Here is a 22,839-nt window from a genome sequence, read left to right as displayed (position 1 = left end):
GCCTCAACCGGCACGTCGGCAGGCGGCGACGCCCAGGCGTTGTTCGACCAGATCGGCGAACGCATGCGCATCGCGCACGAGGTCGTCCGCCTCACGACTGGTCACGAGCGAGATCGCCCCGGCCCGCACGGCGTCACGCTTGCCCTGCAGGGCGTGGAAATAGGCGGCCCATTCGCCCAACTCGGGCGCGATCTCGACCACCACCTGCCACAGATTGCGACGTTGCGGTTTGGCCCGGTCCAACCGGGCGCCGATGATCACAGCGGCCACCTGCCCGACGGCGAGCAGCGCGGTGAGATAGCGCTCAGCCGGGCGGTCGGTGAGCTCCGCCCTGACGACGGTGGCCCGAGCGCGAGCCAATTCCCTGCGCAGATCACTCATCCGGGACACCCCTCAGTCAACGATGCGGCTGAGACGCCACTCGCCGGTGGAGACGACGTTGGTCAGCTCATAGACCCCGCGGGTCCCGTTCCGGCCGTTGGCCGCGACGACCCGCCAGACTTCCTCCTCGGTGAGGACTTCATCAGCGGCTGCGACGTCGACCGACCCATCACGGACCGCCCTGGCCGCTGCGGAATCCCACCACGGACCGGTGACCACCCACCGCGTTTCGACCGAACGCACCGACCACAACCGATTGCGCCAGAGGAACTGTGCCGGTGCTTCCGTCCCCTGCACCTCGCCCCGCCGAACCTCGATCGCTTCCTCGTAGATCCGCATGTCTCCCCCGCCCCGCGCCAGCCAGCAATTGCCCGCCGGAGCCCGGCGACGCCTTCCCTCGCCGCCGGGCCTGCCCGACTCGTCCGAACCGGAGTCGATGCCCTTCCCCGAGCATTATCGAACACCTATTCGAACAGGAACAATTATAGGCGGCCCCACCGACAAAAGCGCAAGCCGCGTCGAGCCTGCTCCGGAAAATGCGAGCGCGCATCAGGGACGAATCGGTCCGCCGCCGGCACGCACGTCGCACATGGGCGGGCGCTCATGATGGGCGAGATCGCTCCGCAGGGGCAGGAATCCCCCGGCATCGTCTCGGGCGTACTGCACGAACGACACGCCGGGCTCCTCCCGCACGACGATGCGCCCCTGCCGCACGAGCCGCTCGTGAACGGCCCGCTGGATCTGCATCGCCATCTTGGCCAGCGCGGCGTCGGGGGTATTGCGGTGCTTGCGCACGGCGAGATCGACCTGGCCCATCGCATCCAGTCCGCAGCGCTCGAGCACATCGATGAGGAGGCCGATCTCGACGCCGTACCCCCCGACGAACGGCACCGATTCCAGCACGTCTCGACGGCCTGCGTACTCCCCTGCCAACGGCTGCACGAAGCCCGCCAGATCCGGCCAATAGAGGTTGATCAGCGGTCGGGCGACGAGCTCGGTGACGCGCCCGCCACCGCCCGGCACGACCCCACCGACCACCGACAGCGGCCGCTCGTAGCAGCCCTTCACGAACGCGAGATCCTCGGTGAGGATCGGCCCGAGCAAACCGACAACGAGCTGGGGATCGAAATCGTGCAGATCCGAATCCACGAAGCCGACGATGTCGCCGGTCGTCACCGCGAGCGACTTCCACAGCGCCTCGCCCTTGCCGGGCACGGCACCCAACTCGGGGAGAACAGCCGCCTGCGCGTGCACCTCCGCTCCCGCTGCCCTCGCCACCGCCGCCGTGTCGTCGGTCGAATCCGAGTCGATCACCACGAGTTCGTCGATGAGCGGCACTCGCTCGACCAGCGCCGCCCGAATCGCTGTCACCATCACGCCCACGGTCGCCTGTTCGTTGCGCGCCGGCAGCACGAGGCTCACCCGCCGACCCGCCTTGGCCCCGACCAGGTGCTCCGCCGAATAGTCCGCACCCCGATAGGTCCGCTCCCGGAACCAGTCGTCGACGGCCGGCTGCCCGCGGCGCGCGTGGCCCTCTTCCGGCTGCGGTTGTTCGACAACAGTTCGTTTGGAGTCAGCGGGCATGCCGGACACAATGCCAGCAAGAAGGAAGGGAGCCCCCATGGGTCAGGTGGCAGCAGGACGGCGGATCGTTCTCTGGCGGCACGGCCGGACGGCCTGGAACGTCGAGAACCGCGCGCAGGGCCAGAGCGACGTGCCGATGGACGAGTTCGGTCACGAGCAGGCGCGCGCAGCCGCCCCGATCCTCGCGAAGTTCGAACCGGTCGCGCTCTGGTCCTCAGACCTCCGGCGCGCGACCGAAACGGCCGCCTATCTGGTCGAGGCGACCGGCCTGCCGGTGCAGACCGATACCCGGCTGCGGGAATATGCGGTGGGGTTGCGGCAGGGCTACACGTTCAACGAGTTCAAGGCCGCCCATCCCGAGGTCCACCGTCGGTTCTTTTCCGATCCCGACTATCACGTCCCGGGGGCGGAGGAGATGCCGGAGGTGCGCGCCCGGATGGCCGCGGCTCTGTGGGACATCGCGGGTGCGCTCACGCCCGGGGAGACCGCGATCATCGTCGGTCACGGAGCTTCGCTCACCGCCGGATTGCTGGGATTCTTCGATGCGCCGTCGGCGCTGCGGGAGATGTTCGCCGGCATGGACAACTGTGCGTGGGCAATCCTGCACGAGCATCCGGCGCGGGGGTGGCAGCTGACGGGATACAACCTCGACTCCGTCGGCGGGCCCCGCCAGCTCGCCTCCGGGGAGAACGCGGACAGCCCGGCCGCGCGCAGGGCACGCTGAGGGCGACTCAGTCGTACGCCCGGATCACCTGAGAGTCGTCCCCGTCCGCGAGGCCCAAATCGGCAGCGCGAGCGTACATCTCGGCGGCGGCTCGGATCAGCCGGGCGTCGAGCCCTGCCCGCGCGGCCACGTCTGCGACCAGCGCGGAGTCCTTGATGAAGATCGCCAGGCTCGAGACATTCGGCGCGTCCTCGCCGAGCAGCATCCGCGGGCCGCGGTCCGACAACAGCCACGATCGACCGGCGCCGGAGGCGACCGCCTCGAACGCCTTCGCCGGATCGAGACCCAGCCGATCGGCGAGCGCGAGCGCCTCCGCGGCCGCGCAGATGTGCACCGACGTCAGCAGCTGGTTCACCATCTTGTAGCTCTGGCCGTCACCCGGCTCGTCCCCGCACTCGATCCGGGTGCCCAGCGCCGTCAGAACCGACCGGATCGGGGCCAGGTCGGCCGGGTCGCCCGACACGAAGAGGTTCAGTTCCCCCGCACGCGCCCGGTCGACCCCGCCGGTGAACGGGACGTCGACGAATCGCACGCCCTCCCCGCGCACGGCGGTCGCATATGCACGGGCAGCCTCGGGACCGACGGTCGACATCAGGAGCAGAACGGATCCCCGCGGCATCCCCGAGGTGAGCCCGTCGGCCAGGAGCCGGTCGACCTGCTCGGGCGTGGTGACCTGGAGGAGCACGACGTCGGCGTGCGTCGCGGACTCCGGTCGTTCCTCGACGGCGAGCCCGGCATCGGCCGCCGCCCGCCGCCGGTCGGCGCTGATCTCCACGCCCGTCACCACACACCCCGAGTCGGCGAGCCGCAGCGCGATGGGCAGCCCGGTGGCACCAAGGCCGATGACGGTGCAGCGGATGGGATCACTCATGCGTTTCTCCTCCGGGTCGGTCCTTCGTCAACCCTAGGGGCACCCGTGGAATGATCGGGCCATGGACCAGCGGACCGGAGTCGTTGTCATCGGTGGCGGCCAAGCGGGACTGGCGGTGGCGTACTTTCTGCGCCGCGCCCAGATCGACTATGTCGTTCTGGACGACCAAGCCGCCCCCGGTGGCGCCTGGCGGCACACTTGGCCGTCGCTGCGGCTGTTTTCCCCGGCCGAGTTCTCGTCCCTGCCCGGTTGGCGCATGCCGGCACACAGCCCCGGCAATCCGGACGCCGCCCACGTGATCGACTATCTGACCCGCTATGAGCAGCGCTACGACATCCCGGTCCACCGCCCGGTGACCGTCCGTGGGGTGTCCGGCGGCACCGGGGCCTTCCGCGTCGAGACCGACGTGGACACCTGGCAGGCGGAGAGCGTCGTCAGCGCCACCGGCACGTGGTCCCGTCAGTTCGTGCCGTTCTATCCCGGCATGGACCGGTTCGTCGGCACGCAGACACACAGCGCGTTCTATGCCGGCCCGGAGGCGTACGCCGGCCGCCGGGTCCTGGTCGTCGGTGGCGCCAACTCCGGCGCCCAGATCGCCGCCGAACTGTCCTGGGTGTCCGACCTGACCTGGTGCACGCTCGGGCCGCCGCGCTATCTCCCGGACGACGTGGACGGCCGGGAGTTGTTCCAGATCGCCAGCGCCCGGGTGCGCGGATCCGGCGCGCCCATCTCCCACCTCGGTGACATCGTCGTTCTCCCACCGGTGAAGCGGGCCCGCGACGCGGGAAAACTGCAGGCCGTGCGGATGTTCGAGCGCTTCACCGCCACGGGGATCGCGTTCGACGACGGCACCGAACAACCGATCGACGATGTCATCTGGTGCACCGGTTTCCGTCCGGCACTCAGCCACCTCACCGGACTGGACCTCACCCGCCACGGTCGGCAGGTCGTCACCGACGGCACCCCGCAGGTCACCGGTGCGCCCGGGCTCTATCTCCTCGGCTACGGCGACTGGTGCGGCCCGGCCTCCGCCACGCTCATCGGCGTCGGCCAGTGGGCGCGGCGGATCGTGCAGGACATCGTCGAACGCGGATGAAGGAGGTTCTCCATGGAGGCGCTCGTCACCCGCGTCAAGGCCTTGCCGACGACGATCTGGTTCGTCCCGGCTCTCCTCGTCCTGACCGGTGCCGTGCTGGGCGAGGCCTTGGTGGCCCTCGACCGGTCCCGGTTGCCCAGCTTGTTGCCCACGGCTGCGGAGTCGCTGCTGTTCGCCAGCGGACCGACCGGAGCGAGTTCGATGGTCACGACGGTCGGCACGGCCGTTTTCGGTGTGGCGGGCACGGCCTTCTCGATCACCATGTCGGTCATCGCGACCGCGAGTTCCAGCTATGGCCCGCGCCTGGTCCGCAACTTCATGGCCGACCGGGGCAATCAGATCGTGTTGGGCACCTATGGCGCCACGTTCGTCTATTGCCTGATGGTGCTGCGCCGCATCCGTCGCGGCGATGACGAGTTCGGGGTCGAGGCCTTCGTGCCGCAACTGGCGGTCAACTTCACCTTGGTGCTGGCCTTGGTCTGCGTCGGGCTGCTGATCTATTTCATCCATCACATCGCGAGCTCGATCGAGGTGTCCACGCTCACCGACACGGTGCGCGACGACCTGTCGCGCGCGATCGACCGGCTCTATCCGAAGGAGCACGACGAAAGGGCCCTGCAGAGCAGCAAGGTGCCGTTGAACGAGGTTGCGCGGGTGCGGGCCGAGCGAGCGGGATTCGTGTCGACGGTCTACTACGTCAGCCTGCGGCAGCTCGCGGAATCGGCGGGCAGCCCCATCGTGCTGCTGGTGAGCGCAGGCGATCATGTGGTGCCCGGAATGCCGATCGCGCTGGCCGATCGAATGCGGCTCACCGATCCGGACGATTTCGCGCGATCCGTGCGCAGGCTGGTCGAGATCCGACGATCCCGGACGCCGGAGCAGGACATCCGCTACAGCCTCGCGAGGATCACCGAGATGGCGGTGCGGGCGATGTCGCCGGGCACCAACGACCCCTACACCGCGGTGCAGGCGATCCGCGAACTGACGACCGGCCTGCATGACCTCAGCCGGCGGCCGGATCCGTGGCCCGGCGTGGCCGCCGAGCCGGGCGATCCCACCCCCGTGCTGGTGCGCGTGACCCACAGCCCCGCCGCACTGATCGGCGAAGCGCTCGATCAACTTCGACCATGGGTCGCCGATTCCCCGCTGGTCCTGGGCGCGGTGCTCGACCTCTGCGAGGTGTTGCTGCACGATGCCGCGCCGGCGGTCGCCGCGGAGATCCAGCGGCAGCTCCGAGCTCTCGCCGAACAGGTGGAGAAGCACCAGGGACTGACCACCTGGGACACCGAACGCCTGCTCATCCGCATCCATGGCCTGCTCGACCGGACGCCACCCCACGGCGAGTGACACAGTGGGCCCATGCCTGCACTTCCTGCCCAGAACCGCCCAGTCGTCTGCGCCCCGATGGCCGGTGGCCCGAGTACGCCCGAGTTGGTCGCCGCCGTCAGCGCGGCCGGCGGTTTCGGTTATGTGGCGGCCGGCTATCTGACTCCGGAAGCGCTCGCCGACCTGATCCGCCGGACACGCGAGCTGACCGACCGGCCGTTCGGGGTGAATCTGTTCGTCCCGGAGGTCCTGCCGCCGGTGGACATTTCGGGGTACGCGGATCGTCTGCGCCCCGCGGCCGAGCGTCTGGGCGCGACCGTGCCCGTGCCGGATTGGACGGACGACGATCACTGGGCGGAGAAGATCGACCTGCTGTGTGCCGACCCGGTCGCCGTGGTGTCGTTCACGTTCGGGTTGCCCACGCCGGCGACAGTGGAGCGGCTGCACAACGCGGGAACGGCATTGATCGGCACCGTGACCACGGTCGCCGAGGCCCGCACCGCCGTCGAGCGTGGCCTGGATGCGCTGTGCGTCCAGGGCCCGGAAGCCGGGGGGCACAGAGCGACCCATCGGATTGCCGACCAACCGGAGGCGACCCCGTTGCCGGAGTTGCTGGCCGCGACGCGAGCGGCGGTCGACGTCCCGCTGGTCGCCGCCGGCGGCATCGGCACGGCCGGTCAGGTCCGGGAACTGCTGGAGATCGGCGCCACGGCTGTGCAGGTCGGCACCCTGTTCCTGCTGTGCCCCGAGGCGGGGACCAACCCCACGCATCGGGCCGCATTCGCGGGCGGGCGCGACACCGTGGTGACCAGGGCGTACTCAGGGCGCCCGGCGCGCGGGCTGCAGAACCGATTCATCGAAGCGCACGACGCGCACGCACCGGCGGCATATCCCCAGGTGAACCAATTGACCGGTCCGCTGCGGAAGGCCGCCGCGGCCGCCGGTGATGTCGAGACCCTGCACCTGTGGGCCGGCACGAACTATCGGCGGGCGCTGGCGGTGCCCGCCGCCGAGGTCATCGACGGCCTGGCAGCCGGCCTGCCCTGAGGGAGCCGCCCCGGAATTGGACCGGCCCCGCCTCGTCAGCCCTCGAGGCGGGACCGGAGATCAGTGTTGTCTCCAACTGCTGCAGTGCGAGCTTGGGGCATGGACCGAACCCAAGCCCGCGCAGCGTGCGCGACGCGGATTGCGCCGCAGGTCAACTCAGTGGAACTGCGCCGCCTCGGTGGAGTCGGCGAGAGCCGTGGTGGACGAGTCCGGGTTCAGGGTGGTGGCGATGGCATCGAAATAGCCGGTGCCGACCTCGCGCTGGTGCTTCGTGGCGGTGTAGCCACGCTCCTCAGCAGCGAACTCCTCCTCCTGCAGCTTCACGTAGGCGGTCATCTGCTCGCGGGCATAGCCGTGGGCCAGATCGAACATGCCGTAGTTGAGCATGTGGAAGCCGGCCAGCGTGATGAACTGGAACTTGTAGCCCATCGCGCCCAGCTCGCGCTGGAACTTGGCGATGGTGTCGTCGTCCAGGTGCTTCTTCCAGTTGAAGGAAGGCGAGCAGTTGTACGCCAGCATCTGATCCGGGAACTTCGCCTTGATGGCCTCAGCGAAGACCTTGGCCTGCTCCAGGTCCGGGGTGCCGGTCTCCATCCAGAGGAGGTCGGCGTACTCGGCGTAGGCGAGCGAGCGGGCGATCGACGGCTCGAGGCCGTTCTTGACCTTGTAGAAGCCCTCGGACGTGCGCTCACCGGTGATGAACTCGTGGTCGCGCTCGTCGACGTCGGAGGTGATCAGGGTGGCGGCCTCGGCGTCGGTGCGGGCGATGACGATCGACGGGACACCGGCAACGTCGGCGGCGAGACGGGCCGCGTTCAGGGTGCGCTCGTGCTGCTTGGTGGGGATGAGCACCTTGCCACCGAGGTGGCCGCACTTCTTCTCGGACGCGAGCTGGTCCTCCCAGTGCACGCCCGAGGCGCCGGCGGCGATCATGGCCTTCATCAGCTCATAGGCATTGAGCGGGCCACCGAAGCCGGCCTCGGCGTCGGCGACGATCGGCACGAGCCAGTCCTCGACGGACTTGGTGCCCTCGAGGTGCTCGATCTGATCGGCGCGGAGCAGCGCGTTGTTGATGCGGCGGACGACGGCCGGGACCGAGTTGGCCGGGTACAGCGACTGGTCGGGATAGGTGTGACCGGAGAGGTTGGCGTCACCGGCGACCTGCCAGCCGGAGAGATAGATGGCCTTGAGGCCCGCCTTGACCTGCTGAACGGCCATGTTGCCGGTCAGTGCGCCGAGCGAGTTGACGAAGGGCTCGCTGTGGAGCTTCTCCCAGAGACGCTCGGACCCACGACGGGCGAGGGTGTGCTCCTCCTGGACGCTGCCGCGGAGCTTGACGACTTCCTCCGCGGTGTAGTCGCGCTTGACGCCGGCCCAGCGGGGGTTGGTGTCCCATTCCTTCTGGAGATCGGCGGCGCTCAACGGCTCAGTCATAGATGACTCCTGTCATGTTCCGGTGTCCACATCGCTGCGGACGGGGCTGATGAGTACACATTGCGCCAAGAACGGCACGGAAGTGGCCAGTTTCATGATGAAAAAAACGCGAAATTTCTCTATTCTGAAAAAGTGAGCCAAACCGAGTGGCGAAGAGCGCCCGTAACCGCCGCGTCAACCCCTGTTTTCGACAGTTTTGCTCTGGGGCGACGTCTGCGTCATCTCCGCAAGGAGCGCCGATTGACGCTGGCCCAGGTGGCGGACGCCACCGGCATCGCCGTCTCGCAACTCTCCCTGCTCGAGAACGGCAAGCGCGAGGCCAAGGTCTCGACGTTGCAGAAGCTGGCGACCTGTTATCAGGCATCCATGGCGGATCTGGCCTCCGAGGTCCCGAGTCGGCGCGCTCAGTTGGAGATCGAGTTGGAGCGGGCGATGAGCTCGCCGCTCGCCCGGCAGCGGGGGCTGCCGACGGCCCGCATTTCCCCGCGCATGCCGATGGACGTGCTCGAGGCCTTGGTCGCGTTGCACCGGGAACTCGCCCGCACCGCGGAGGAGCACATCGCCACCCCCGAGGAAGCGCGGCGGGCCAACGTCGAGCTGCGCGCGATGATGAAGGATCGCAACAACTACTTCGCCGAGCTCGAGACAGCCGCGGCGAGCCTGCTGAAACGGGTCGGCTATCAGCGCGGGCCGGTGTCCCAGCACGAGATCTCGGCCATCACCGCCCACCTCGGATTCACCCTGCACCACGTCTCGGACCTGCCGCACTCCACGCGGTCGGTGACCGATCTGAAACAGATGCGCATCTATCTCCCCCAGTCGCCGGGGGAGCATGATCCCCGCTCGGTGCTGTTGCAGGCGCTCGGCCACTATGTGCTCGAGCACGGCACGCCCCGCAACTACGGCGAATTCCTGCGCCAGCGGGTGGAGACCAACTATCTGGCAGCGGCGCTGCTGATGCCGGAGTCGACCACGGTGGAGTTCCTCCGCAAGGCCAAACAGGACAAGGAACTGGCCGTCGAGGACCTGCGCGACCGGTTCGCGGTGTCCTTTGAGTCGGCTGCCCACCGGTTCACCAACCTCGCGACCAAGCACCTGGACATCCAGTTGCACTTCCAGAAGGTGCACGAGTCCGGAATCATCTACAAGGCCTACGAGAACGACGGGGTTTCCTTTCCCACCGACCACACGGGCGCTATCGAAGGCCAGCCGGTCTGTCGGTATTGGACCTCGCGCCAGGTCTTCGACGTCGAGGACAAGTTCAACGCGTTCAACCAGTACACCGACACCCCCTCCGGCACCTTCTGGTGCACCGCGCGGGTTGAATCGGGACCGTCGGGCACGTTCTCGACCAGCATCGGCATCCCCTATGTCCAGGCGAAGTGGTTCCGCGGGCGCGACACCCGGGAGCGCTCGAAGTCGGGCTGTCCCGACGAGTCGTGCTGCCGCCGTCCCCCGCGCGCGCTGGCCGAGTCCTGGGCCGGCAATGCGTGGCCGTCCGCCCGGGCCCATTCACACCTCCTCGCCGCCCTGCCGCCCGGCGCATTCCCGGGCGTCGACGAGACCGAGGTCTATCGCTTCCTGGAGGCGCACTCCTGAGCAGGACCCTGAACGGACCCTGACTTGGGAAGGGCCGCTCCGCCGATGGCGTTGGTTTAGGATGGCCGCCCCCACGGCATCCCGTGCGGCGGACGCTGCCATGCCCACTCCGGGTTGGCAGACCTGAACTGGCGCCCCCCGCGCCGTGAATCCCGAGAGGATCACATGCAGTTCAAGACCATGGTCAGCGGCAAGATCCACCGCGCCCGCGTGACAGCAGCAGACCTCCACTACGTGGGGTCGATCACCGTGGACGAGGACCTGCTCGACGCAGCAGGCATCGAGGTCTACGAACGCGTCCAAGTCGTCGACATCGACAACGGCGCCCGGCTCGAGACCTACACCATCCCCGGCGCCCGGGGCTCCGGCGAGATCCAACTCAACGGCGCTGCCGCGCGCCTGGTTCAGCCCGGGGATCTCGTCATCATCATGGCCTATCAGCAGGTGTTGACCCCGGTCCCCGCGGACTGGCACCCCAAGGTGGTCCTGGTCGACCCGACCGACAACAGCATCGCCGAGATCATCACCAGCCGCGACGACCCGCACGCACTGCGGGGCGCCACGCTGATGCCCCGGTTGGACGAAGCGGAGATCGACGAGCCGGCGGTGACCCGATGAGGGTGAGCATCCGCGACATCGTCGCGCAGAGCGCGGCGGGCGAGCGGCTGAGCATGGTGACGGCCTACGACTACACCAGCGCCCGGCTGATCGACGAGACAACCATCCCGATGATCCTCGTCGGTGACTCGCTCGGCATGGTCATGCAGGGACGCGACTCGACGCTGCCGGTCACGTTGGACGAGATCGTCTATCACACCCGGATGGTGCTGCGCGGGGCCCAGCGGCCACTGGTCGTCGCGGACCTGCCGTTCCTCACCTATGCGACACCGCAGGAAGCGCTGAGGTCCGCCGGCCGGCTCATGGCCGAGGGCGGAGCCCAGTCGGTGAAGCTCGAGGGCGGGGTGGCGCAGGCGGCGACGATCCGCACGCTGGTCGACGCCGGAATCCCCCTCATGGCGCACCTCGGCTTCACTCCGCAGTCGGTGCACCAGATCGGCCTCCAGGTGCAGGGCAAGAGCGTCGACCGGGCCCGACAACTCCTGGCCGATGCCGAGGCCGTCCAGGAGGCCGGCGCCTGGGCGGTGGTGCTCGAGCTCATCCCGGCCCCGCTCGCCGCGGAGATCACCCGACGCCTGTCCATTCCCACGATCGGCATCGGGGCCGGGGTCGACTGCGACGGCGAGGTGCAGGTCTGGCACGACATCCTCGGTCTCTATGAAGAGGTCCGGCCTCGGCACACGCACCGGTTCGCGACCCTGGGCCGGGCAGCGGTGCAGGCGTTGCAGGACTATGACAACGCAGTGCGGGCACGGACCTTCCCGGGCCCCGAGAACGCCGCGCGGCTCGATGCCGCCGTCCTGACCGAGGCGCTTTCGGCCACCGGTGGCGGGTCGGACGCCGAGGAGCACCGATGAGGATCGTCACCACCCGGGCCGAGTTGGCCGCTGCGCGGGCGGAGGCAACTCCGCTCGCCCTCGTGCCCACTATGGGCTTTCTGCACGAGGGCCATCTGAGCCTCGTGCGTCGGGCGAAGGCCGACCACGGGACCGTGGCTGTCTCCGTCTTCGTCAATCCGACCCAGTTCGGGCCGTCGGAGGATCTTTCGACCTATCCCCGGGACCTCGCGCGTGATCTCGACCTGCTCGCCGACGCCGGCGTCGACCTCGTGTGGACTCCTCGGGTCGAGGACATCTATCCCGGAGGATTCTCGACCTATGTCGACGTCGAGGGGGTCACCGACGTCCTCGAAGGCGCCGAACGGCCCGGGCATTTCCGGGGTGTCGCGACGGTCGTGAACATCCTGTTCAACGCGGTGCGACCGGTGGCGGCGTACTTCGGCCAGAAGGACGCCCAGCAGTGCGTCGTGCTCCGCAAGATGGTGCGCGACCTCGCGATGGACGTCGACGTGGTCATCTGCCCGACCGTCCGAGAGGCCGACGGACTCGCGATGAGCAGTCGGAACGCCTATCTCGACGAAACCCACCGCGCGGCGGCGACCGTCCTCATCCGCGCCCTGCGCGCGGCCGAGTCGGCCTGGGCTGCGGGCGAGACCGATGCCGACGCGCTGCGGTCGCGGATGCAGACGGTGCTGGCCGCGGAGCCACTCGCGCAAGTCGGCTATGTGAGCATCGCCGACACGGACGACCTCCGGGAGATCGATGCGATCGACCCGGCCCGGGGTGCGCTGGCCTCGCTGGCGGTCAGGGTCGGCAAGCCGCGCCTGATCGACAACCTTCTGCTCACCCCGCGCTGACCGCACGGAGCGTCACCGCCGTCGCGACCGCGGCGGTGGCGGCCTCGTGACCCTTGTCCTCGGCCGAGCCGTTCAGGCCCGCCCGGTCGAGAGCCTGCTCCTCGTTGTCGCAGGTGAGGACGCCGAACCCGACGGGTACGCCCGTGCGCACGCTGACCTCGCAGAGCCCGTTGGTGGCGGCCGAGCACACATATTCGAAATGCGGCGTCCCACCACGGATCACCACACCGAGCGCCACCACGGCATCGTGGGCGGCCGCGAGCCGGGCAGCCGCGACCGGGAGCTCGAAGGAGCCCGGGACGCGCACCTCGGTCACCTCGCTCACGCCGGCCTCGGACAGCGCGCGGCGTGCGCCGCCGAGCAGTCCGTCCATGACCGTGGTGTGCCAGCTCGCGGCAACGATCGCGACGCGCAGACCGCTGCCCTGCGGCGAGAGGGTGGGTGCTCCGTGGCCGGCCATGTCAGGCTCCTTTCCGGGCCCGGAGGCCGTTGTCGGGGATGGCCAGCAAGTGGCCGAGTCGGTCTCGTTTGGTGTCGAGGTACGCCCGATTGTGCGCGGTCGCACCGACCTGGCTCGGCATCCGTGTCACCGCGAATCCCGCCTCAGCCAGGGTGGTGAGCTTCGACGGGTTGTTGGTGAGCAGCCGCAATCGGTCGATGCCGAGGTCGTCGAGGATCGCGACAGCCGCGGCGTACTCCCGCGCGTCCACCGGCAGACCGAGTGCCAGCTGCGCGTCGATCGTGTCCAGTCCGGAGTCCTGGCGTTCGTAGGCGGCGAGTTTGTTGGCGAGACCGACGCCGCGCCCCTCATGGCCCCGCAGATAGATCACCGCTCCCGGCTCGCGCGCGATCCGCTCCAGGGCGTCGTCGAGCTGGGGGCCGCAGTCGCAGCGCGCGGAACCGAACGCGTCACCGGTGAGGCACTCCGAGTGCACCCGCACCACTGGGTCGCCGGTCAGGCCATGGGGCGAGACGAGCACGAGATGGTCGGCGCCGGTGCGGAGATCGGCGTACGCGGTCGCGCTGAACTCACCCGCCCGCGTCGGAAGCGAACCGGATGCGCCGCGGCGCACCCGGTCATGGCGGTCCCGCCAGGAGACCAGGTCGGCGATGGTGATGACCGGGAGATCGTGCTCGGCACCGAGCGCCAGCACGCCCGGGGTGCGCAGCATCGACCCGTCCTCGGACACCAGTTCCGCGATCGCGCCGACCGGGGCCAGCCCGGCCAGGCGACAGAGGTCGACGGCTGCCTCGGTGTGACCGCGGCGCGTGAAGACGCCACCCCCGCGGGCCCGGAGAGGGACGACATGACCGGGGCGGATCAAGTCGCCCGGCGTGGTCGTGGGATCGGCCAGGACGCGCAGCGTCCGGGCACGGTCCGCGGCCGAGATGCCGGTGGTGATCCCTGCGGCGGCGTCGACGGTGATGGTGTAGGCGGTCCGGAGGCGGTCCTCGTTGTCGGTGACCATGAGAGGCAGTCGGAGAACGTCGGCGGTGGCCTCCGGCAGGGGCGCGCACAGATAGCCGGACGTGTGGCGGATCGTCCAGGCCACCCAGGCATCGGTCAGGGTCTCGGCGGCGAGGATGACGTCGCCCTCGTTCTCCCGGTCGGCATCGTCGAGGACCAGGACCGGGCGGCCGGTGCGGAGCGCAGAGAGAGCGTCCTCGATCGGTGCGATGTTCACCGGTTGTCCCTCGGACCGGTGAGGCGCTCGACGTACTTCGCCAGCACATCCACCTCCAGATTCACCATCTCGCCGGGCTGCTTTCGGCCGAGCGTGGTGAGCTCCAGGGTGGTCGGGATGAGCGAGACCTCGAAATAGACATGGTCGCTGTCGTCGCGGCCCAGGTCCGAGACGGTGAGGGACACCCCGTCGACGGCGATGGACCCCTTTTCCACGACATAGCGGGCAAGGCTCTCGGGCAGGGCGATGCGCACGACCTCCCAGTTCTCCCCCGGCGTGCGGGAGACGATCTCGGCGACCCCATCGACATGTCCCTGGACCAGATGGCCGCCGAACCGACCGTCGGCGCGCATGGCCCGTTCGAGGTTCACCGGGTCGCCGACCCGGAGCGCGCCCAGGCTCGAGCGCTTCAGGGTTTCGGCCATGACGTCGACCGTGAACGTCTCGGCATCATGCGCGACAACGGTCAGGCAGACGCCGTTGACGCTGATCGACGCGCCGTGCCGGGCGTCACTGACCACGGTCGGGCCGTGCAGCGTGAGGGTCGCCGACTCGGCGCCCAGAGTGAGCGCGCGGACCTCGCCGAGCTCTTCGACTATGCCGGTGAACATGTGCAGGTCTCCTTGCTGTTTGGTGTCGTGTCCGAGATGGGGTCGGGGCCGGATGGTCGTCGGCGGACGTCGGCGACGATGACGACATCCGGGTCGAGGTGCTCCACCGTGCGGATCGTGAGGCGGCAGGCATCGGCGAGGGTCCCGATGCCGAAGTCGCCGAGGGTCGTTCCGGCGCCGAACAGCGCGGGGGCGAGATGGAGTTCGATGCGGTCCACGAGTCCGGCACGCAGAAAGGCTGCGGCGAGCGTGGGGCCGCCTTCGAGCAGAACTTGGCGTACGCCTCTGTCCTGCAACTCGGCCAGCGCACGGGCCGGATCGCGATGCCGAAGGTGAAGCGTGGGCGCCGAGTCGTCGTGGAGTGCCGCGGCCGGGGGCAGGGCCCGCCGGCCCAGCACGACCCGCAGCGGCGGCCGTGCCCGCCCGTCGGGCATTGCCCCGCCGGGCTCGTCGGCCAGGCGGACGGTGAGCGAGGGGTTGTCGGCGAGCGCCGTGCCGGTGCCGACCAAAATCGCACCGCATTCCGCACGCAACCGGTGGCCCCGGGCGCGGGTGTTCGGGGCGGTGATCCACTGGCTCGAGCCGTCGGCGGCAGCGCTGCGACCGTCCAGCGTGGTGGCGGTCTTCCACACCACCCGGGGGCGGCCGTGGCGCAGCGCGAACGCCCACGCCTCGTTGAGCGCGGCGGCCCGCGCGATGACGGGATCTCCCGCCGCGGGCGAGGCAACCGCCACCCCGGCCGCGCCGAGTTCGGCTGCGCCACCGCCCGCTCGCGGATCGGGGTCCGGCTGGGCGAACACCACGCGGGCGATGCCGGCCTGGATCAGCGCGCGGGTGCAGGGGCCGGTGCGGCCGGTGTGGCGGCACGGTTCGAGGGAAACGTACGCGGTCCCGCCCGACGCCCGCACCCCCGCCTCCGCCAGCGCCACGGTTTCGGCATGGGCTGTCCCGGCGCCGCGATGCCAACCCTCCCCCACCACGTCGCCGGTGGCGTCCACGATCACCGCTCCGACTCGCGGGTTCGGATCGGCAGCCGGACCGTGCGCAGCAAGGGCGACGGCCTGCTCGAGGTGGACGCGGTCGGCGAGGGACAGCACCGGAGCGCGTGCAACGCTGCCGGCAGAGGTCACCGGATCATCGGTTGTTCGTGGGTGCATCATCGCCCTCCGTTCGCTCCTGCGAACTCCGGGCGGACGGGCGTGCAACCCAGCGGATCGCCCACCGATCACCGCGACCCACGCCGGACACACCGGCGCGACGGCCCGGCCTCGCCTGAACGACCACCGACGCTGACGCCGACCGACGGACCAACCACCCTGCGGGCCATGGACCCGTCGGCTCGTGCTGCCTCCCATCCGGACTTTCACCGTCGGTCCTGGAATTTCACCAGGTCAACCGGACGCAACATCGTGCCTGGCTGGCACGCGCGGCGTCCGGGTCGCGGACTCTCACCGCCGGTTCGGATTTTCACCGACCCCGGAGCACGTTGCGGCCACCCTAGCGGGTGCACCAGCCGGGGTCGACAGGAAGGCCGGGCAGACTGCGATCGGACATCCGTCCCAACGCGGCTAATCTTCGCCCATGGAAGTGTTGCCGCTGGCCTTCACGTCGGGCTGGGCCTCCGGGCTGAACGCTTATGCCACCGTGCTGGCGCTCGGTCTGCTGGGTCGTTTCGCCGACCTCGATGCGGTGCCCGACGGCCTGCAGCGCACCGATGTGCTGATCGTCGCCGGAGTGCTGGCGCTGATCGAGTTCGTCGCGGACAAGGTCCCCTATGTGGACACGATCTGGGACGGGCTTTCGACGGTCCTGCGCCCGGTCGCCGGGGCCACCATCGGCGCACTGCTCGCCGGTTCCCAGGGCGACCTCGTGACCGTCACCCTGGCGGCGGTCGGTGGAGTGACCGCGCTGGTGTCCCATCTGGTCAAGGCGTCGCTGCGCATGGCGATCAACACGTCACCGGAGCCGGTGACGAACATCGGCGCCTCCGTCGCCGAGGACACCGCAGCGGTCGGGGTCACGACCTTCGCCGTCCTCTTCCCGATCCCGGCGGCGATCATCGCCGGAATCCTGCTGCTGGCCGGCATCGTCGTGGCGGTGTGGGCGCTCAACCGGGTGCGGCGCGGGTGGGCGGCTTTCCACAGGTGGTACGCCAAACGCACCGCCGATGCCGAGATGCCGGCCAACTGATGCCCGCCGTCACCGTCCGCGGCGGCACGCTCGCGGGGATGGCGGTCGCTGCCCGGCTGGCCAAGGTCGGTCACGACGTGACCCTCGTGCACGACGACGGACCGCTCGGCCCGGAGAACCTCCCGGACGTGTTCACGTTTCCCGCGCCCTGGCGGGACCTGTTCACCAAGTCCGGGCGCACGCTGGCCGCCGAGTTGGCCCGCACGGGGCATGAGCTCACCGCCGTCGCGGCCCGGCCGGTCGGCGACGGGCTCCTGCTGCCCGCCGAGCGCGGCGGACAGTTCGCCGTTCTCAGCGAGGCCTTCGGCACCGCGGTCGCCGAGCGCTGGCGGGACCTGCTGGATGCCCTGGACGACGTGTGGCAGGCCCGTCGCCCGTTGGGTCTGGAACAGGAGTTCGATGCGGCGCGCTTCCGGGCCGCCCGCAAGGAACTCTGGTGGGGCACATCGGTGGAGCGGCTCGCCCGCCGGTTCGGTCATCCGGTGCTCGCCCAGGTGATCCGGCAGTCCGCGGAGGGCGAGCCACGCCGGTCCCCCGCCGACGAGGCGATGTGGCTCGCGGTCGAGCGGACGTTCGGCCTGTGGCAGGTCACCACCACCGCCGGTGAGCCGGCGGGCAGCGGCGTACTCGTCACCGCCCTCACCGAACGACTCCGCACCCGGAAGGTCACGGTGACCGACCGCGAACCCGCGTCCTGCGACGCCGTCGTCACCGCCCACGGACCGCTGCCCCGCGGCTGGCGGGGCCCGCACCCGTGGCCGCGGCGGACGGGCAGCCGGGTGGGTCCGGGACGGTACACCTGCGGGGACCACACGCACGCCGGTCGCACCGTGGCCGGCCAGCTGCTGTCGGCCGCGCTGGCCGCCTATGCCGTGCATCTGGACCTCACCGGGGAGAACATCCACCCGACCAACAAGGACCGCCGGCGGGGAAAGCGGACTCGTCCCGGTCCACCCGGTGAGCAGCCTCATCATGGACCCACGGGCCCACCGGGAGAGGGGTAGACTCAGGTGTCCGTTTTTTCCGGGGAAGGACTGGCCCGACTTGACTGCAGACCCGACTCCCGACAGCGCCGTGATCGAGCGCGAGTTGGCCGTTGAGCAGGCGCATATCGATGCGGTGTACGCGCGGTTGGAGGAGGCGACCAGATCCGCCGAACAGGTGGCGACCGAGGGCCGATCCCTGTTCCAGACCGACCGCTCGAGTTTCGTCCGCGAGGAGGACGGCACCGGACTGTTCGAGCGCGACGTCTTCGCCTTCCAGGCGGCGAAGCGGCTCGCGGTCCTCGACGCGGAGCACGAGGGGCTGGTGTTCGGCCGGCTGGACCGCACCGACGGCGAGATCCGTTATATCGGGCGGATCGGGGTGCGGGACGAGGACTACGAACCGCTGGTGATCGACTGGCGCGCCCGGGCCGCGGAACCGTTCTATCGGGCGACCCCGACCGAGCCGATGGAGGTCGTGCGGCGTCGGGTGCTGCGGTGTCGCGGCGACAAGGTCATCGGGATCGAGGACGATCTGCTCGACTCCACGAGCACCGACACGGATCTGGTCATCGTGGGTGAGGGCGCGCTGATGGCGGCCCTCTCCCGGGCGCGTGGTCCGCAGATGCGCGACATCGTGGCGACCATCCAGTCCGAGCAGGACGAGGCCATCCGTGCGCCCTATCAGGGCTTCACGATCATCTCGGGCGGCCCCGGCACCGGAAAGACCGTCGTGGCGCTGCACCGGGCGGCCTATCTGCTCTATTCGCACCGTCGCCGGTTCGAGAACGGCGGCGTGCTGGTGGTGGGCCCGTCGCGGGTGTTCATGAACTACATCGAGCGGGTGCTGCCGAGCCTCGGTGAGGACTCCGTCACCCTGCGCGCGATCGGCTCGGTGGCGTCCGATGTGCTCGGTTTCCGTGCGGAGCGGGTCGATTCCGCTGCGCTGCACGTGATCAAGGGCTCCACCCGGATGCTGCCGCTGCTGCGCCGGCTGGTCAACGAGCCGCTCGTGGCGCAGTCGGCCGACCAGGCCCGGCTGCGGGTCGTGATCAAGGGAGAGGTGCTCACCCTGTCGGCCGACCGGCTGGCGAGCATCCGCGAGAACGTGCTCCGGCACCACAAGCTCAACCAGGGTCGCGGCGCTGCCGAGCAGGGCGCACTCGCGGCCCTCTGGGAGCTGAAGCCCGACGAGATCGAGATCGAGCGCGACGAGTTCGACGATCTCGTCACCGATCAGGCGGCCTATCGCATGTTCATGCAGTCGTGGTGGCCGAGCCTGAGCCCGGTCCAGGTGCTCGTCCGTCTCGGCGATGCCCGTCTCACCGCGCGGCTCGCGCACGACATCCTGTCGCGGGAGGAAGCCGAGCGACTGGCCGCCAGCTATGTCGAGGCGGCCGACTGGTCGGTCGCCGACGTGGCACTGCTCGACGAACTCGGCGCGATCCTGGGCCCGGTCGTCGAGGAGGCCGAGGCGGACCCTCTGCTGTTCCTCGCCGACGGCGCCGATGTCGCTGAGGTGGTGACCACCGCCGACCGCGCCGCCCAGCGCCGCGAGGTCGACCCGTTCGCCGACGCCCACGAGACCTTCGCCCACGTGCTCGTGGACGAGGCCCAGGACATCACCCCCATGCAGTGGCGCATGCTGCGCCGCCGCGGTGCGCAGGCCAGCTGGACGATCGTCGGCGACCCGGCCCAGAGTTCCTGGCCGGACCAGGAGGAGAGCGGCCGGGTGCTGAACGACCTCATCGGCCGAGCACCGCACCGGAACTTCCGGATGAGCACCAACTATCGCTCTCCCGCCGAGGTGTTCGAGCTCGCGGCGAAGGTGGTGCAGACCGTCGCCCCCCACGCCGATCTGCCGCGCGCCGTGCGCCACACCGACATCGAGCCGCGGCTGTTGGCCACCACGCTCCTCGACCAGGACGGGGCGCTCGTCGACGAGCTCCGCGTGCTGGTCGGTCAGGTGGAGGGCACGATCGGCGTCATTGCCCCGCCCTCGCGCATCGGCCACGTCAACAGGGTTCTCAATCGATCCGCGCTGACCGAACACGCGGACCGCATCAGCGTCGTGACGCCGCTGGAGTCCAAGGGCCTGGAATACGACGCGGTGTTCGTGCTGTCGCCGGACGAGATCGTGGCCGAGTCACCCGGCGGGGTCCGGGTGCTCTATGTGGCCCTCACCCGTCCCACGCAGCGGCTGGTCACCCTCGACGTCACCTCCGACGGACGCGCCGGGGAGTGGCGCGGAACTCTCGATTGACCGTCAGCCGACCAGCTTGCGGCTGAGCGGCCGCGACGCCTGGAGGTTGGCATAGATCGCGCGCGTCGCCGTCGACCGGTTCAGGGTGAAATAGTGCAGCCCCGGCGCCCCGCCGTCGAGCAGTTTCTCGCAGAGTTCCGTCGCCACCTCGATGCCGATCGCACGAATGCTCGCTGGATCGTCCGCGTGCGCCCGCAGCCGGGCCACCAGGGAGGCCGGCAGTTCGGCACCCGACAACTCGGCGAACCGCTCGATCTGCTTCACGTTGGTGACCGGCTGGATGCCCGGAATGATCGGGAGGTCACACCCGTGGGCGCGCACCCGTTCCACGAGTTCGAAATAGGCATCCGCATCGAAGAACAGCTGGGTGATCGCGAAGCTCGCGCCGGCCTCGGCCTTGTCGACGAGGATGCGGGCGTCGAGCTCGGGGTCCATCCGCTCGGGGTGGATGTCGGGGAACGCCGCGACACCGATGCAGAAATCACCGAGGGACGCGACAAGCCGCACCAGTTCGGTCGCATTGCGCAGACCGTCCGGGTGCTGGACCCACGGGGCGGTCGGACCACCCGGAGGGTCGCCGCGGACTGCGAGGATGTGCCGCACCCCGGCGTCCGCGTACGCCCCCACGACGCGGCGGACATCCTGGCGGGACTGGCTCACACAGGTGAGGTGGCCCATGGTGCGCAGGGTGGTCTCCTGCGAGATCCTGCGGGTGACGTTGATCGTGCGATCCCGGGTCGAGCCGTTGGCCCCATAGGTCACCGAGATGAAGTCCGGGGCCAGTGCCTCGAGCTCGCGGATCGTGCGCCAGAGGATCGTCTCCGCCTCGGCGGTCGCCGGCGGGAAGAACTCGAAGGAGAAGAGCGGTCGTTCGGCGTACGCCAGCATCTCGTCGATCTTCGGGATGATCGACGGGAACGGGTAAGGCCGGCTGCGCCCACCGGCGGAGCCGCCTGCGGCGGAGATGCTTGGCATGCGCGACACCCTAAGTCAGTGATCATGGCCCGAGCCCCCTAGGCTCAAGCTGTGAGCACTCTCCTGGATCCCCGCGACCCCCTGTCCACCGCCCTGCGGGATCAGATCGGCGCCGAGATCGCCCAGTTCATCGACGACCGCCGTGGCCTGCTCACCGATGTCGGTTCCGAGGCGCTGGTGCTCGGCGAACTGGCCAGGGCTTTCACTGCCGGGGGCAAGCGCATGCGACCCGCCTTCGCGGTGTGGGGTGCGGTCGCCGCCGGCGGACTGCCGCGGGACCCCGCGCCGGCGATCCGTGCCGCCGCCAGCATCGACCTGCTTCACACCGGCATCCTCGTCCACGACGACGTAATGGACTCGTCGGACACCCGCCGTGGTCTGCCGGCCGCGCATCGCCAGTTGGCGGCACGGCACGCCGACGAGCAGCTGCTCGGCGCGGCCGACGAGTTCGGCCAGGCCGGCGCGATCATCCTCGGCGATCTTCTGCAGTTGTGGTCGATCGAGATGCTCGACACCTCGGGGCTCCCCGCGTCGGATCTGGCCCGGGCCCGACCCGCTCTGGCCCGCATGCGGACCGAGGTGACCTGCGGGCAGTTCCTCGATGTCCACCTGCAGCACGAGCCGATCACCGATGGCCAACACGCGTTGTTGGCCGCCGCGCGGGTCGTGGAATACAAGACCGCGAAATATACGGTCCAGCGGCCGGTCCAGTTCGGTGCGCTGCTCGCCGGCGGCACCGACGAGTTGCTGGGCGGTCTCGAGGCCTATGGGTCCGCACTCGGCCGGGCTTTCCAGTTCCGCGACGACCTCCTCGGCGTGTTCGGCGATGAGGCGACGACCGGCAAGCCGGCGGGGGACGATCTGCGGGAGGGCAAGCGGACCGTGCTCGTCGCGCATGCCTTTTCGGGCACCTCCGACGCCGGCCGCACGCTCCTCACGCGGCTGCTCGGCGACCCGGACCTCGACGACGACCAGATCGCGGAACTCCGCGCGCTCATCGTGGAATCGGGTGCGCCCGAGTTGGTGGAGGCGATGATCAGCGAGGGCTTCGAAGGAGCGCTCGCCGCCCTCGACGTCCCGATGACCGATGACGGTCGCACTGCGCTGGTCACGCTGGCACGGGCGGCGACACAGCGCACCGCCTGACCCCCGCCGCTGGGCGTTTGGCCACCGCCGCGGACAGGCCTAACGTTTGGTGCATGAAGGCATTGCAGGTCATCTATTCGTTCTTTCTGGGGCTTGCCCTGGCCACGTTTGTCGGCATCGGCATGGCAACCTTCTATCCCCGGCCGGAGGCGAATTTCGACTATCCGGTCGAGGAGAAGTCTCCGGCCGAGATGGAAGCCTATCGCGCCGAGTCAGAGGCCTATGCGGCCGTGCTCGACACGTGGAGCCTGAACACGAGCATCGTCCTGTTGGTCCTCGCGACGGTCATCCTCGTCGTGGCTCTGGTGCTGGGGGAACGTCTGGTGGTGCTCAGCAACGGCATGCTCATGGGCGGCCTGTTCACCCTTCTCTATGCCGTTGCGAACTCGTTCTCGAACAGCCAGAACCTGCTGCGTTTCGGCGTCATCGCGGTGGCCTTGGCGGTGACGATCGTGGTCGGCTGGATGAAGTTCCGCACCGGTCCTTCGGTGGAGGCCGCGGACAGGGTCGCGGCGACGGCTGGGGGTCCGGGTGACGCGACGCTCGAGGGGAGGGTCGCCGAACTCGAGGAACGGCTCGAGTCGATGCGGAAGGCGTTGGGCGACTGATT

23 protein-coding genes and 1 riboswitch are annotated in these 22,839 nt (G+C 69.6%); of the genes, 13 read left to right on the top strand and 10 right to left on the bottom strand.

Annotation, left to right across the window (positions count from 1 at the left end; translation table 11 throughout):
* Window positions 1–3: 3 nt before the first annotated feature.
* From ACQ260_RS09470 to ACQ260_RS09460, 3 genes are all read right to left on the bottom strand, one after another.
* The gene (locus ACQ260_RS09470) at window positions 4–381 is read right to left on the bottom strand and encodes an SAV_6107 family HEPN domain-containing protein (RefSeq protein ID WP_432559181.1); all 378 of its coding nucleotides are present in this window, start codon (window positions 379–381) and stop codon (window positions 4–6) included.
* A gap of 12 nt (window positions 382–393) precedes the next feature.
* Complete coding sequence (locus tag ACQ260_RS09465; RefSeq protein WP_432559180.1) at window positions 394–720, bottom strand: DUF6504 family protein; 327 nt, start codon at window positions 718–720, stop codon at window positions 394–396.
* A gap of 210 nt (window positions 721–930) precedes the next feature.
* A complete protein-coding gene (locus ACQ260_RS09460) occupies window positions 931–1,965 on the bottom strand; it encodes a glucosyl-3-phosphoglycerate synthase (RefSeq protein ID WP_432559179.1) in 1,035 nt (344 codons plus the stop codon).
* Window positions 1,966–2,002: 37 nt separating this feature from the next.
* On the opposite strand from ACQ260_RS09460, the gene ACQ260_RS09455 reads away from it, so the two are divergent.
* Window positions 2,003–2,689: a histidine phosphatase family protein gene (locus ACQ260_RS09455; RefSeq protein ID WP_432559178.1), complete on the top strand. Its 687-nt coding sequence runs from the start codon at window positions 2,003–2,005 to the stop codon at window positions 2,687–2,689.
* A gap of 7 nt (window positions 2,690–2,696) precedes the next feature.
* Here ACQ260_RS09455 and ACQ260_RS09450 read toward each other — a convergent pair whose 3' ends face one another.
* Complete coding sequence (locus ACQ260_RS09450; protein ID WP_432559177.1) at window positions 2,697–3,560, bottom strand: NAD(P)-dependent oxidoreductase; 864 nt, start codon at window positions 3,558–3,560, stop codon at window positions 2,697–2,699.
* A gap of 61 nt (window positions 3,561–3,621) precedes the next feature.
* On the opposite strand from ACQ260_RS09450, the gene ACQ260_RS09445 reads away from it, so the two are divergent.
* Genes ACQ260_RS09445 through ACQ260_RS09435 form a run of 3 tightly spaced genes read left to right on the top strand, consistent with a single transcriptional unit; the run spans window position 3,622 to window position 7,029 of the window.
* Window positions 3,622–4,656, top strand: a complete 1,035-nt coding sequence (locus ACQ260_RS09445; RefSeq protein WP_432559176.1) for an ArsO family NAD(P)H-dependent flavin-containing monooxygenase — start codon at window positions 3,622–3,624, stop codon at window positions 4,654–4,656.
* Between the two features lie 12 nt (window positions 4,657–4,668).
* Entirely contained in the window at window positions 4,669–6,003 is a 1,335-nt protein-coding gene (locus tag ACQ260_RS09440; protein WP_432559175.1) for a DUF2254 domain-containing protein, read from the top strand.
* 12 nt (window positions 6,004–6,015) lie between these two features.
* Entirely contained in the window at window positions 6,016–7,029 is a 1,014-nt protein-coding gene (locus tag ACQ260_RS09435; RefSeq protein WP_432559174.1) for an NAD(P)H-dependent flavin oxidoreductase, read from the top strand.
* A gap of 156 nt (window positions 7,030–7,185) precedes the next feature.
* On the opposite strand, the gene aceA is transcribed toward ACQ260_RS09435, so the two are convergent.
* Entirely contained in the window at window positions 7,186–8,463 is a 1,278-nt protein-coding gene (aceA, locus tag ACQ260_RS09430) for an isocitrate lyase (RefSeq protein ID WP_432559173.1), read from the bottom strand.
* 132 nt (window positions 8,464–8,595) lie between these two features.
* Here aceA and ACQ260_RS09425 point away from each other — a divergent pair, with 132 nt between their 5' ends.
* From ACQ260_RS09425 to panC, 4 genes are all read left to right on the top strand, one after another.
* Window positions 8,596–10,062, top strand: coding sequence for a helix-turn-helix domain-containing protein (locus tag ACQ260_RS09425; RefSeq protein WP_432559172.1), 1,467 nt, complete (start codon window positions 8,596–8,598; stop codon window positions 10,060–10,062).
* Between the two features lie 165 nt (window positions 10,063–10,227).
* Entirely contained in the window at window positions 10,228–10,680 is a 453-nt protein-coding gene (gene panD / locus ACQ260_RS09420; RefSeq protein ID WP_432559171.1) for an aspartate 1-decarboxylase, read from the top strand.
* Complete coding sequence (gene panB, locus ACQ260_RS09415; protein ID WP_432559170.1) at window positions 10,677–11,537, top strand: 3-methyl-2-oxobutanoate hydroxymethyltransferase; 861 nt, start codon at window positions 10,677–10,679, stop codon at window positions 11,535–11,537. The genes panD and panB overlap by 4 nt, the downstream gene beginning before the upstream one ends.
* Window positions 11,534–12,376 carry a pantoate--beta-alanine ligase gene (panC, locus tag ACQ260_RS09410; protein ID WP_432559169.1) on the top strand — a complete coding sequence of 281 codons (843 nt, stop codon included), beginning with the start codon at window positions 11,534–11,536 and terminating at the stop codon, window positions 12,374–12,376. The genes panB and panC overlap by 4 nt, the downstream gene beginning before the upstream one ends.
* Here the strand turns inward: panC and ribH are convergent.
* Genes ribH through ribD form a run of 4 tightly spaced genes read right to left on the bottom strand, consistent with a single transcriptional unit; the run spans window position 12,363 to window position 15,832 of the window.
* Window positions 12,363–12,836, bottom strand: a complete 474-nt coding sequence (gene ribH / locus ACQ260_RS09405; protein ID WP_432559168.1) for a 6,7-dimethyl-8-ribityllumazine synthase — start codon at window positions 12,834–12,836, stop codon at window positions 12,363–12,365. The genes panC and ribH overlap by 14 nt on opposite strands.
* 1 nt (window position 12,837) lies before the next feature.
* Window positions 12,838–14,061 carry a 3,4-dihydroxy-2-butanone-4-phosphate synthase gene (gene ribB / locus ACQ260_RS09400; protein WP_432559167.1) on the bottom strand — a complete coding sequence of 408 codons (1,224 nt, stop codon included), beginning with the start codon at window positions 14,059–14,061 and terminating at the stop codon, window positions 12,838–12,840.
* Window positions 14,058–14,672, bottom strand: coding sequence for a riboflavin synthase (locus ACQ260_RS09395; protein WP_432559166.1), 615 nt, complete (start codon window positions 14,670–14,672; stop codon window positions 14,058–14,060). Before ACQ260_RS09395 ends, ribB begins: the two co-directional genes overlap by 4 nt.
* The gene (gene ribD / locus ACQ260_RS09390; RefSeq protein ID WP_432559165.1) at window positions 14,657–15,832 is read right to left on the bottom strand and encodes a bifunctional diaminohydroxyphosphoribosylaminopyrimidine deaminase/5-amino-6-(5-phosphoribosylamino)uracil reductase RibD; all 1,176 of its coding nucleotides are present in this window, start codon (window positions 15,830–15,832) and stop codon (window positions 14,657–14,659) included. Before ribD ends, ACQ260_RS09395 begins: the two co-directional genes overlap by 16 nt.
* Before the next feature lie 178 nt (window positions 15,833–16,010).
* Window positions 16,011–16,160: riboswitch (FMN riboswitch) on the bottom strand.
* Window positions 16,161–16,253: 93 nt separating this feature from the next.
* Here ribD and ACQ260_RS09385 point away from each other — a divergent pair.
* Genes ACQ260_RS09385 through ACQ260_RS09375 form a run of 3 tightly spaced genes read left to right on the top strand, consistent with a single transcriptional unit; the run spans window position 16,254 to window position 20,108 of the window.
* Window positions 16,254–16,862 carry a DUF4126 domain-containing protein gene (locus tag ACQ260_RS09385; protein ID WP_432559164.1) on the top strand — a complete coding sequence of 203 codons (609 nt, stop codon included), beginning with the start codon at window positions 16,254–16,256 and terminating at the stop codon, window positions 16,860–16,862.
* Window positions 16,862–17,866, top strand: a complete 1,005-nt coding sequence (locus tag ACQ260_RS09380; protein ID WP_432559163.1) for a phytoene desaturase family protein — start codon at window positions 16,862–16,864, stop codon at window positions 17,864–17,866. The genes ACQ260_RS09385 and ACQ260_RS09380 overlap by 1 nt, the downstream gene beginning before the upstream one ends.
* A gap of 40 nt (window positions 17,867–17,906) precedes the next feature.
* Complete coding sequence (locus ACQ260_RS09375; protein ID WP_432559162.1) at window positions 17,907–20,108, top strand: HelD family protein; 2,202 nt, start codon at window positions 17,907–17,909, stop codon at window positions 20,106–20,108.
* 3 nt (window positions 20,109–20,111) lie between these two features.
* Here the strand turns inward: ACQ260_RS09375 and metF are convergent, their stop codons facing one another.
* Entirely contained in the window at window positions 20,112–20,996 is an 885-nt protein-coding gene (metF, locus tag ACQ260_RS09370) for a methylenetetrahydrofolate reductase [NAD(P)H] (RefSeq protein WP_432559285.1), read from the bottom strand.
* A 138-nt stretch (window positions 20,997–21,134) separates the two neighbouring features.
* On the opposite strand from metF, the gene ACQ260_RS09365 reads away from it, so the two are divergent.
* Window positions 21,135–22,229, top strand: a complete 1,095-nt coding sequence (locus ACQ260_RS09365) for a polyprenyl synthetase family protein (RefSeq protein WP_432559161.1) — start codon at window positions 21,135–21,137, stop codon at window positions 22,227–22,229.
* A 53-nt stretch (window positions 22,230–22,282) separates the two neighbouring features.
* On the top strand, window positions 22,283–22,837 hold the full coding sequence (locus ACQ260_RS09360) for a DUF1129 domain-containing protein (protein ID WP_432559160.1): 555 nt from the start codon (window positions 22,283–22,285) through the stop codon (window positions 22,835–22,837).
* The last annotated feature ends 2 nt before the right edge of the window (window positions 22,838–22,839 follow it).

The sequence above is a fragment of the Ammonicoccus luteus genome (assembly GCF_050880385.1).
Taxonomy (GTDB): Bacteria; Actinomycetota; Actinomycetes; order Propionibacteriales; family Propionibacteriaceae; genus Enemella.
The sequence above is the reverse complement of the archived record's forward strand: the minus strand, read 5'-3'. Positions and strand labels throughout refer to the sequence as shown.

Excerpts from the sequence above, each read along its gene's own strand:
- ACQ260_RS09470 (WP_432559181.1), bottom strand. The coding sequence starts at position 381 with ATGAGTGATCTGCGCAGGGAATTGGCTCGCGCTCGGGCCACCGTCGTC.
- ACQ260_RS09465 (WP_432559180.1), bottom strand. The coding sequence starts at position 720 with ATGCGGATCTACGAGGAAGCGATCGAGGTTCGGCGGGGCGAGGTGCAG.
- ACQ260_RS09460 (WP_432559179.1), bottom strand. The coding sequence starts at position 1,965 with ATGCCCGCTGACTCCAAACGAACTGTTGTCGAACAACCGCAGCCGGAA.
- ACQ260_RS09455 (WP_432559178.1), top strand. The coding sequence starts at position 2,003 with ATGGGTCAGGTGGCAGCAGGACGGCGGATCGTTCTCTGGCGGCACGGC.
- ACQ260_RS09450 (WP_432559177.1), bottom strand. The coding sequence starts at position 3,560 with ATGAGTGATCCCATCCGCTGCACCGTCATCGGCCTTGGTGCCACCGGG.
- ACQ260_RS09445 (WP_432559176.1), top strand. The coding sequence starts at position 3,622 with ATGGACCAGCGGACCGGAGTCGTTGTCATCGGTGGCGGCCAAGCGGGA.
- ACQ260_RS09440 (WP_432559175.1), top strand. The coding sequence starts at position 4,669 with ATGGAGGCGCTCGTCACCCGCGTCAAGGCCTTGCCGACGACGATCTGG.
- ACQ260_RS09435 (WP_432559174.1), top strand. The coding sequence starts at position 6,016 with ATGCCTGCACTTCCTGCCCAGAACCGCCCAGTCGTCTGCGCCCCGATG.
- aceA (WP_432559173.1), bottom strand. The coding sequence starts at position 8,463 with ATGACTGAGCCGTTGAGCGCCGCCGATCTCCAGAAGGAATGGGACACC.
- panD (WP_432559171.1), top strand. The coding sequence starts at position 10,228 with ATGCAGTTCAAGACCATGGTCAGCGGCAAGATCCACCGCGCCCGCGTG.
- panB (WP_432559170.1), top strand. The coding sequence starts at position 10,677 with ATGAGGGTGAGCATCCGCGACATCGTCGCGCAGAGCGCGGCGGGCGAG.
- panC (WP_432559169.1), top strand. The coding sequence starts at position 11,534 with ATGAGGATCGTCACCACCCGGGCCGAGTTGGCCGCTGCGCGGGCGGAG.
- ribH (WP_432559168.1), bottom strand. The coding sequence starts at position 12,836 with ATGGCCGGCCACGGAGCACCCACCCTCTCGCCGCAGGGCAGCGGTCTG.
- ACQ260_RS09395 (WP_432559166.1), bottom strand. The coding sequence starts at position 14,672 with ATGTTCACCGGCATAGTCGAAGAGCTCGGCGAGGTCCGCGCGCTCACT.
- ribD (WP_432559165.1), bottom strand. The coding sequence starts at position 15,832 with ATGATGCACCCACGAACAACCGATGATCCGGTGACCTCTGCCGGCAGC.
- ACQ260_RS09385 (WP_432559164.1), top strand. The coding sequence starts at position 16,254 with ATGGAAGTGTTGCCGCTGGCCTTCACGTCGGGCTGGGCCTCCGGGCTG.
- ACQ260_RS09380 (WP_432559163.1), top strand. The coding sequence starts at position 16,862 with ATGCCCGCCGTCACCGTCCGCGGCGGCACGCTCGCGGGGATGGCGGTC.
- metF (WP_432559285.1), bottom strand. The coding sequence starts at position 20,996 with ATGCTGGCGTACGCCGAACGACCGCTCTTCTCCTTCGAGTTCTTCCCG.
- ACQ260_RS09360 (WP_432559160.1), top strand. The coding sequence starts at position 22,283 with ATGAAGGCATTGCAGGTCATCTATTCGTTCTTTCTGGGGCTTGCCCTG.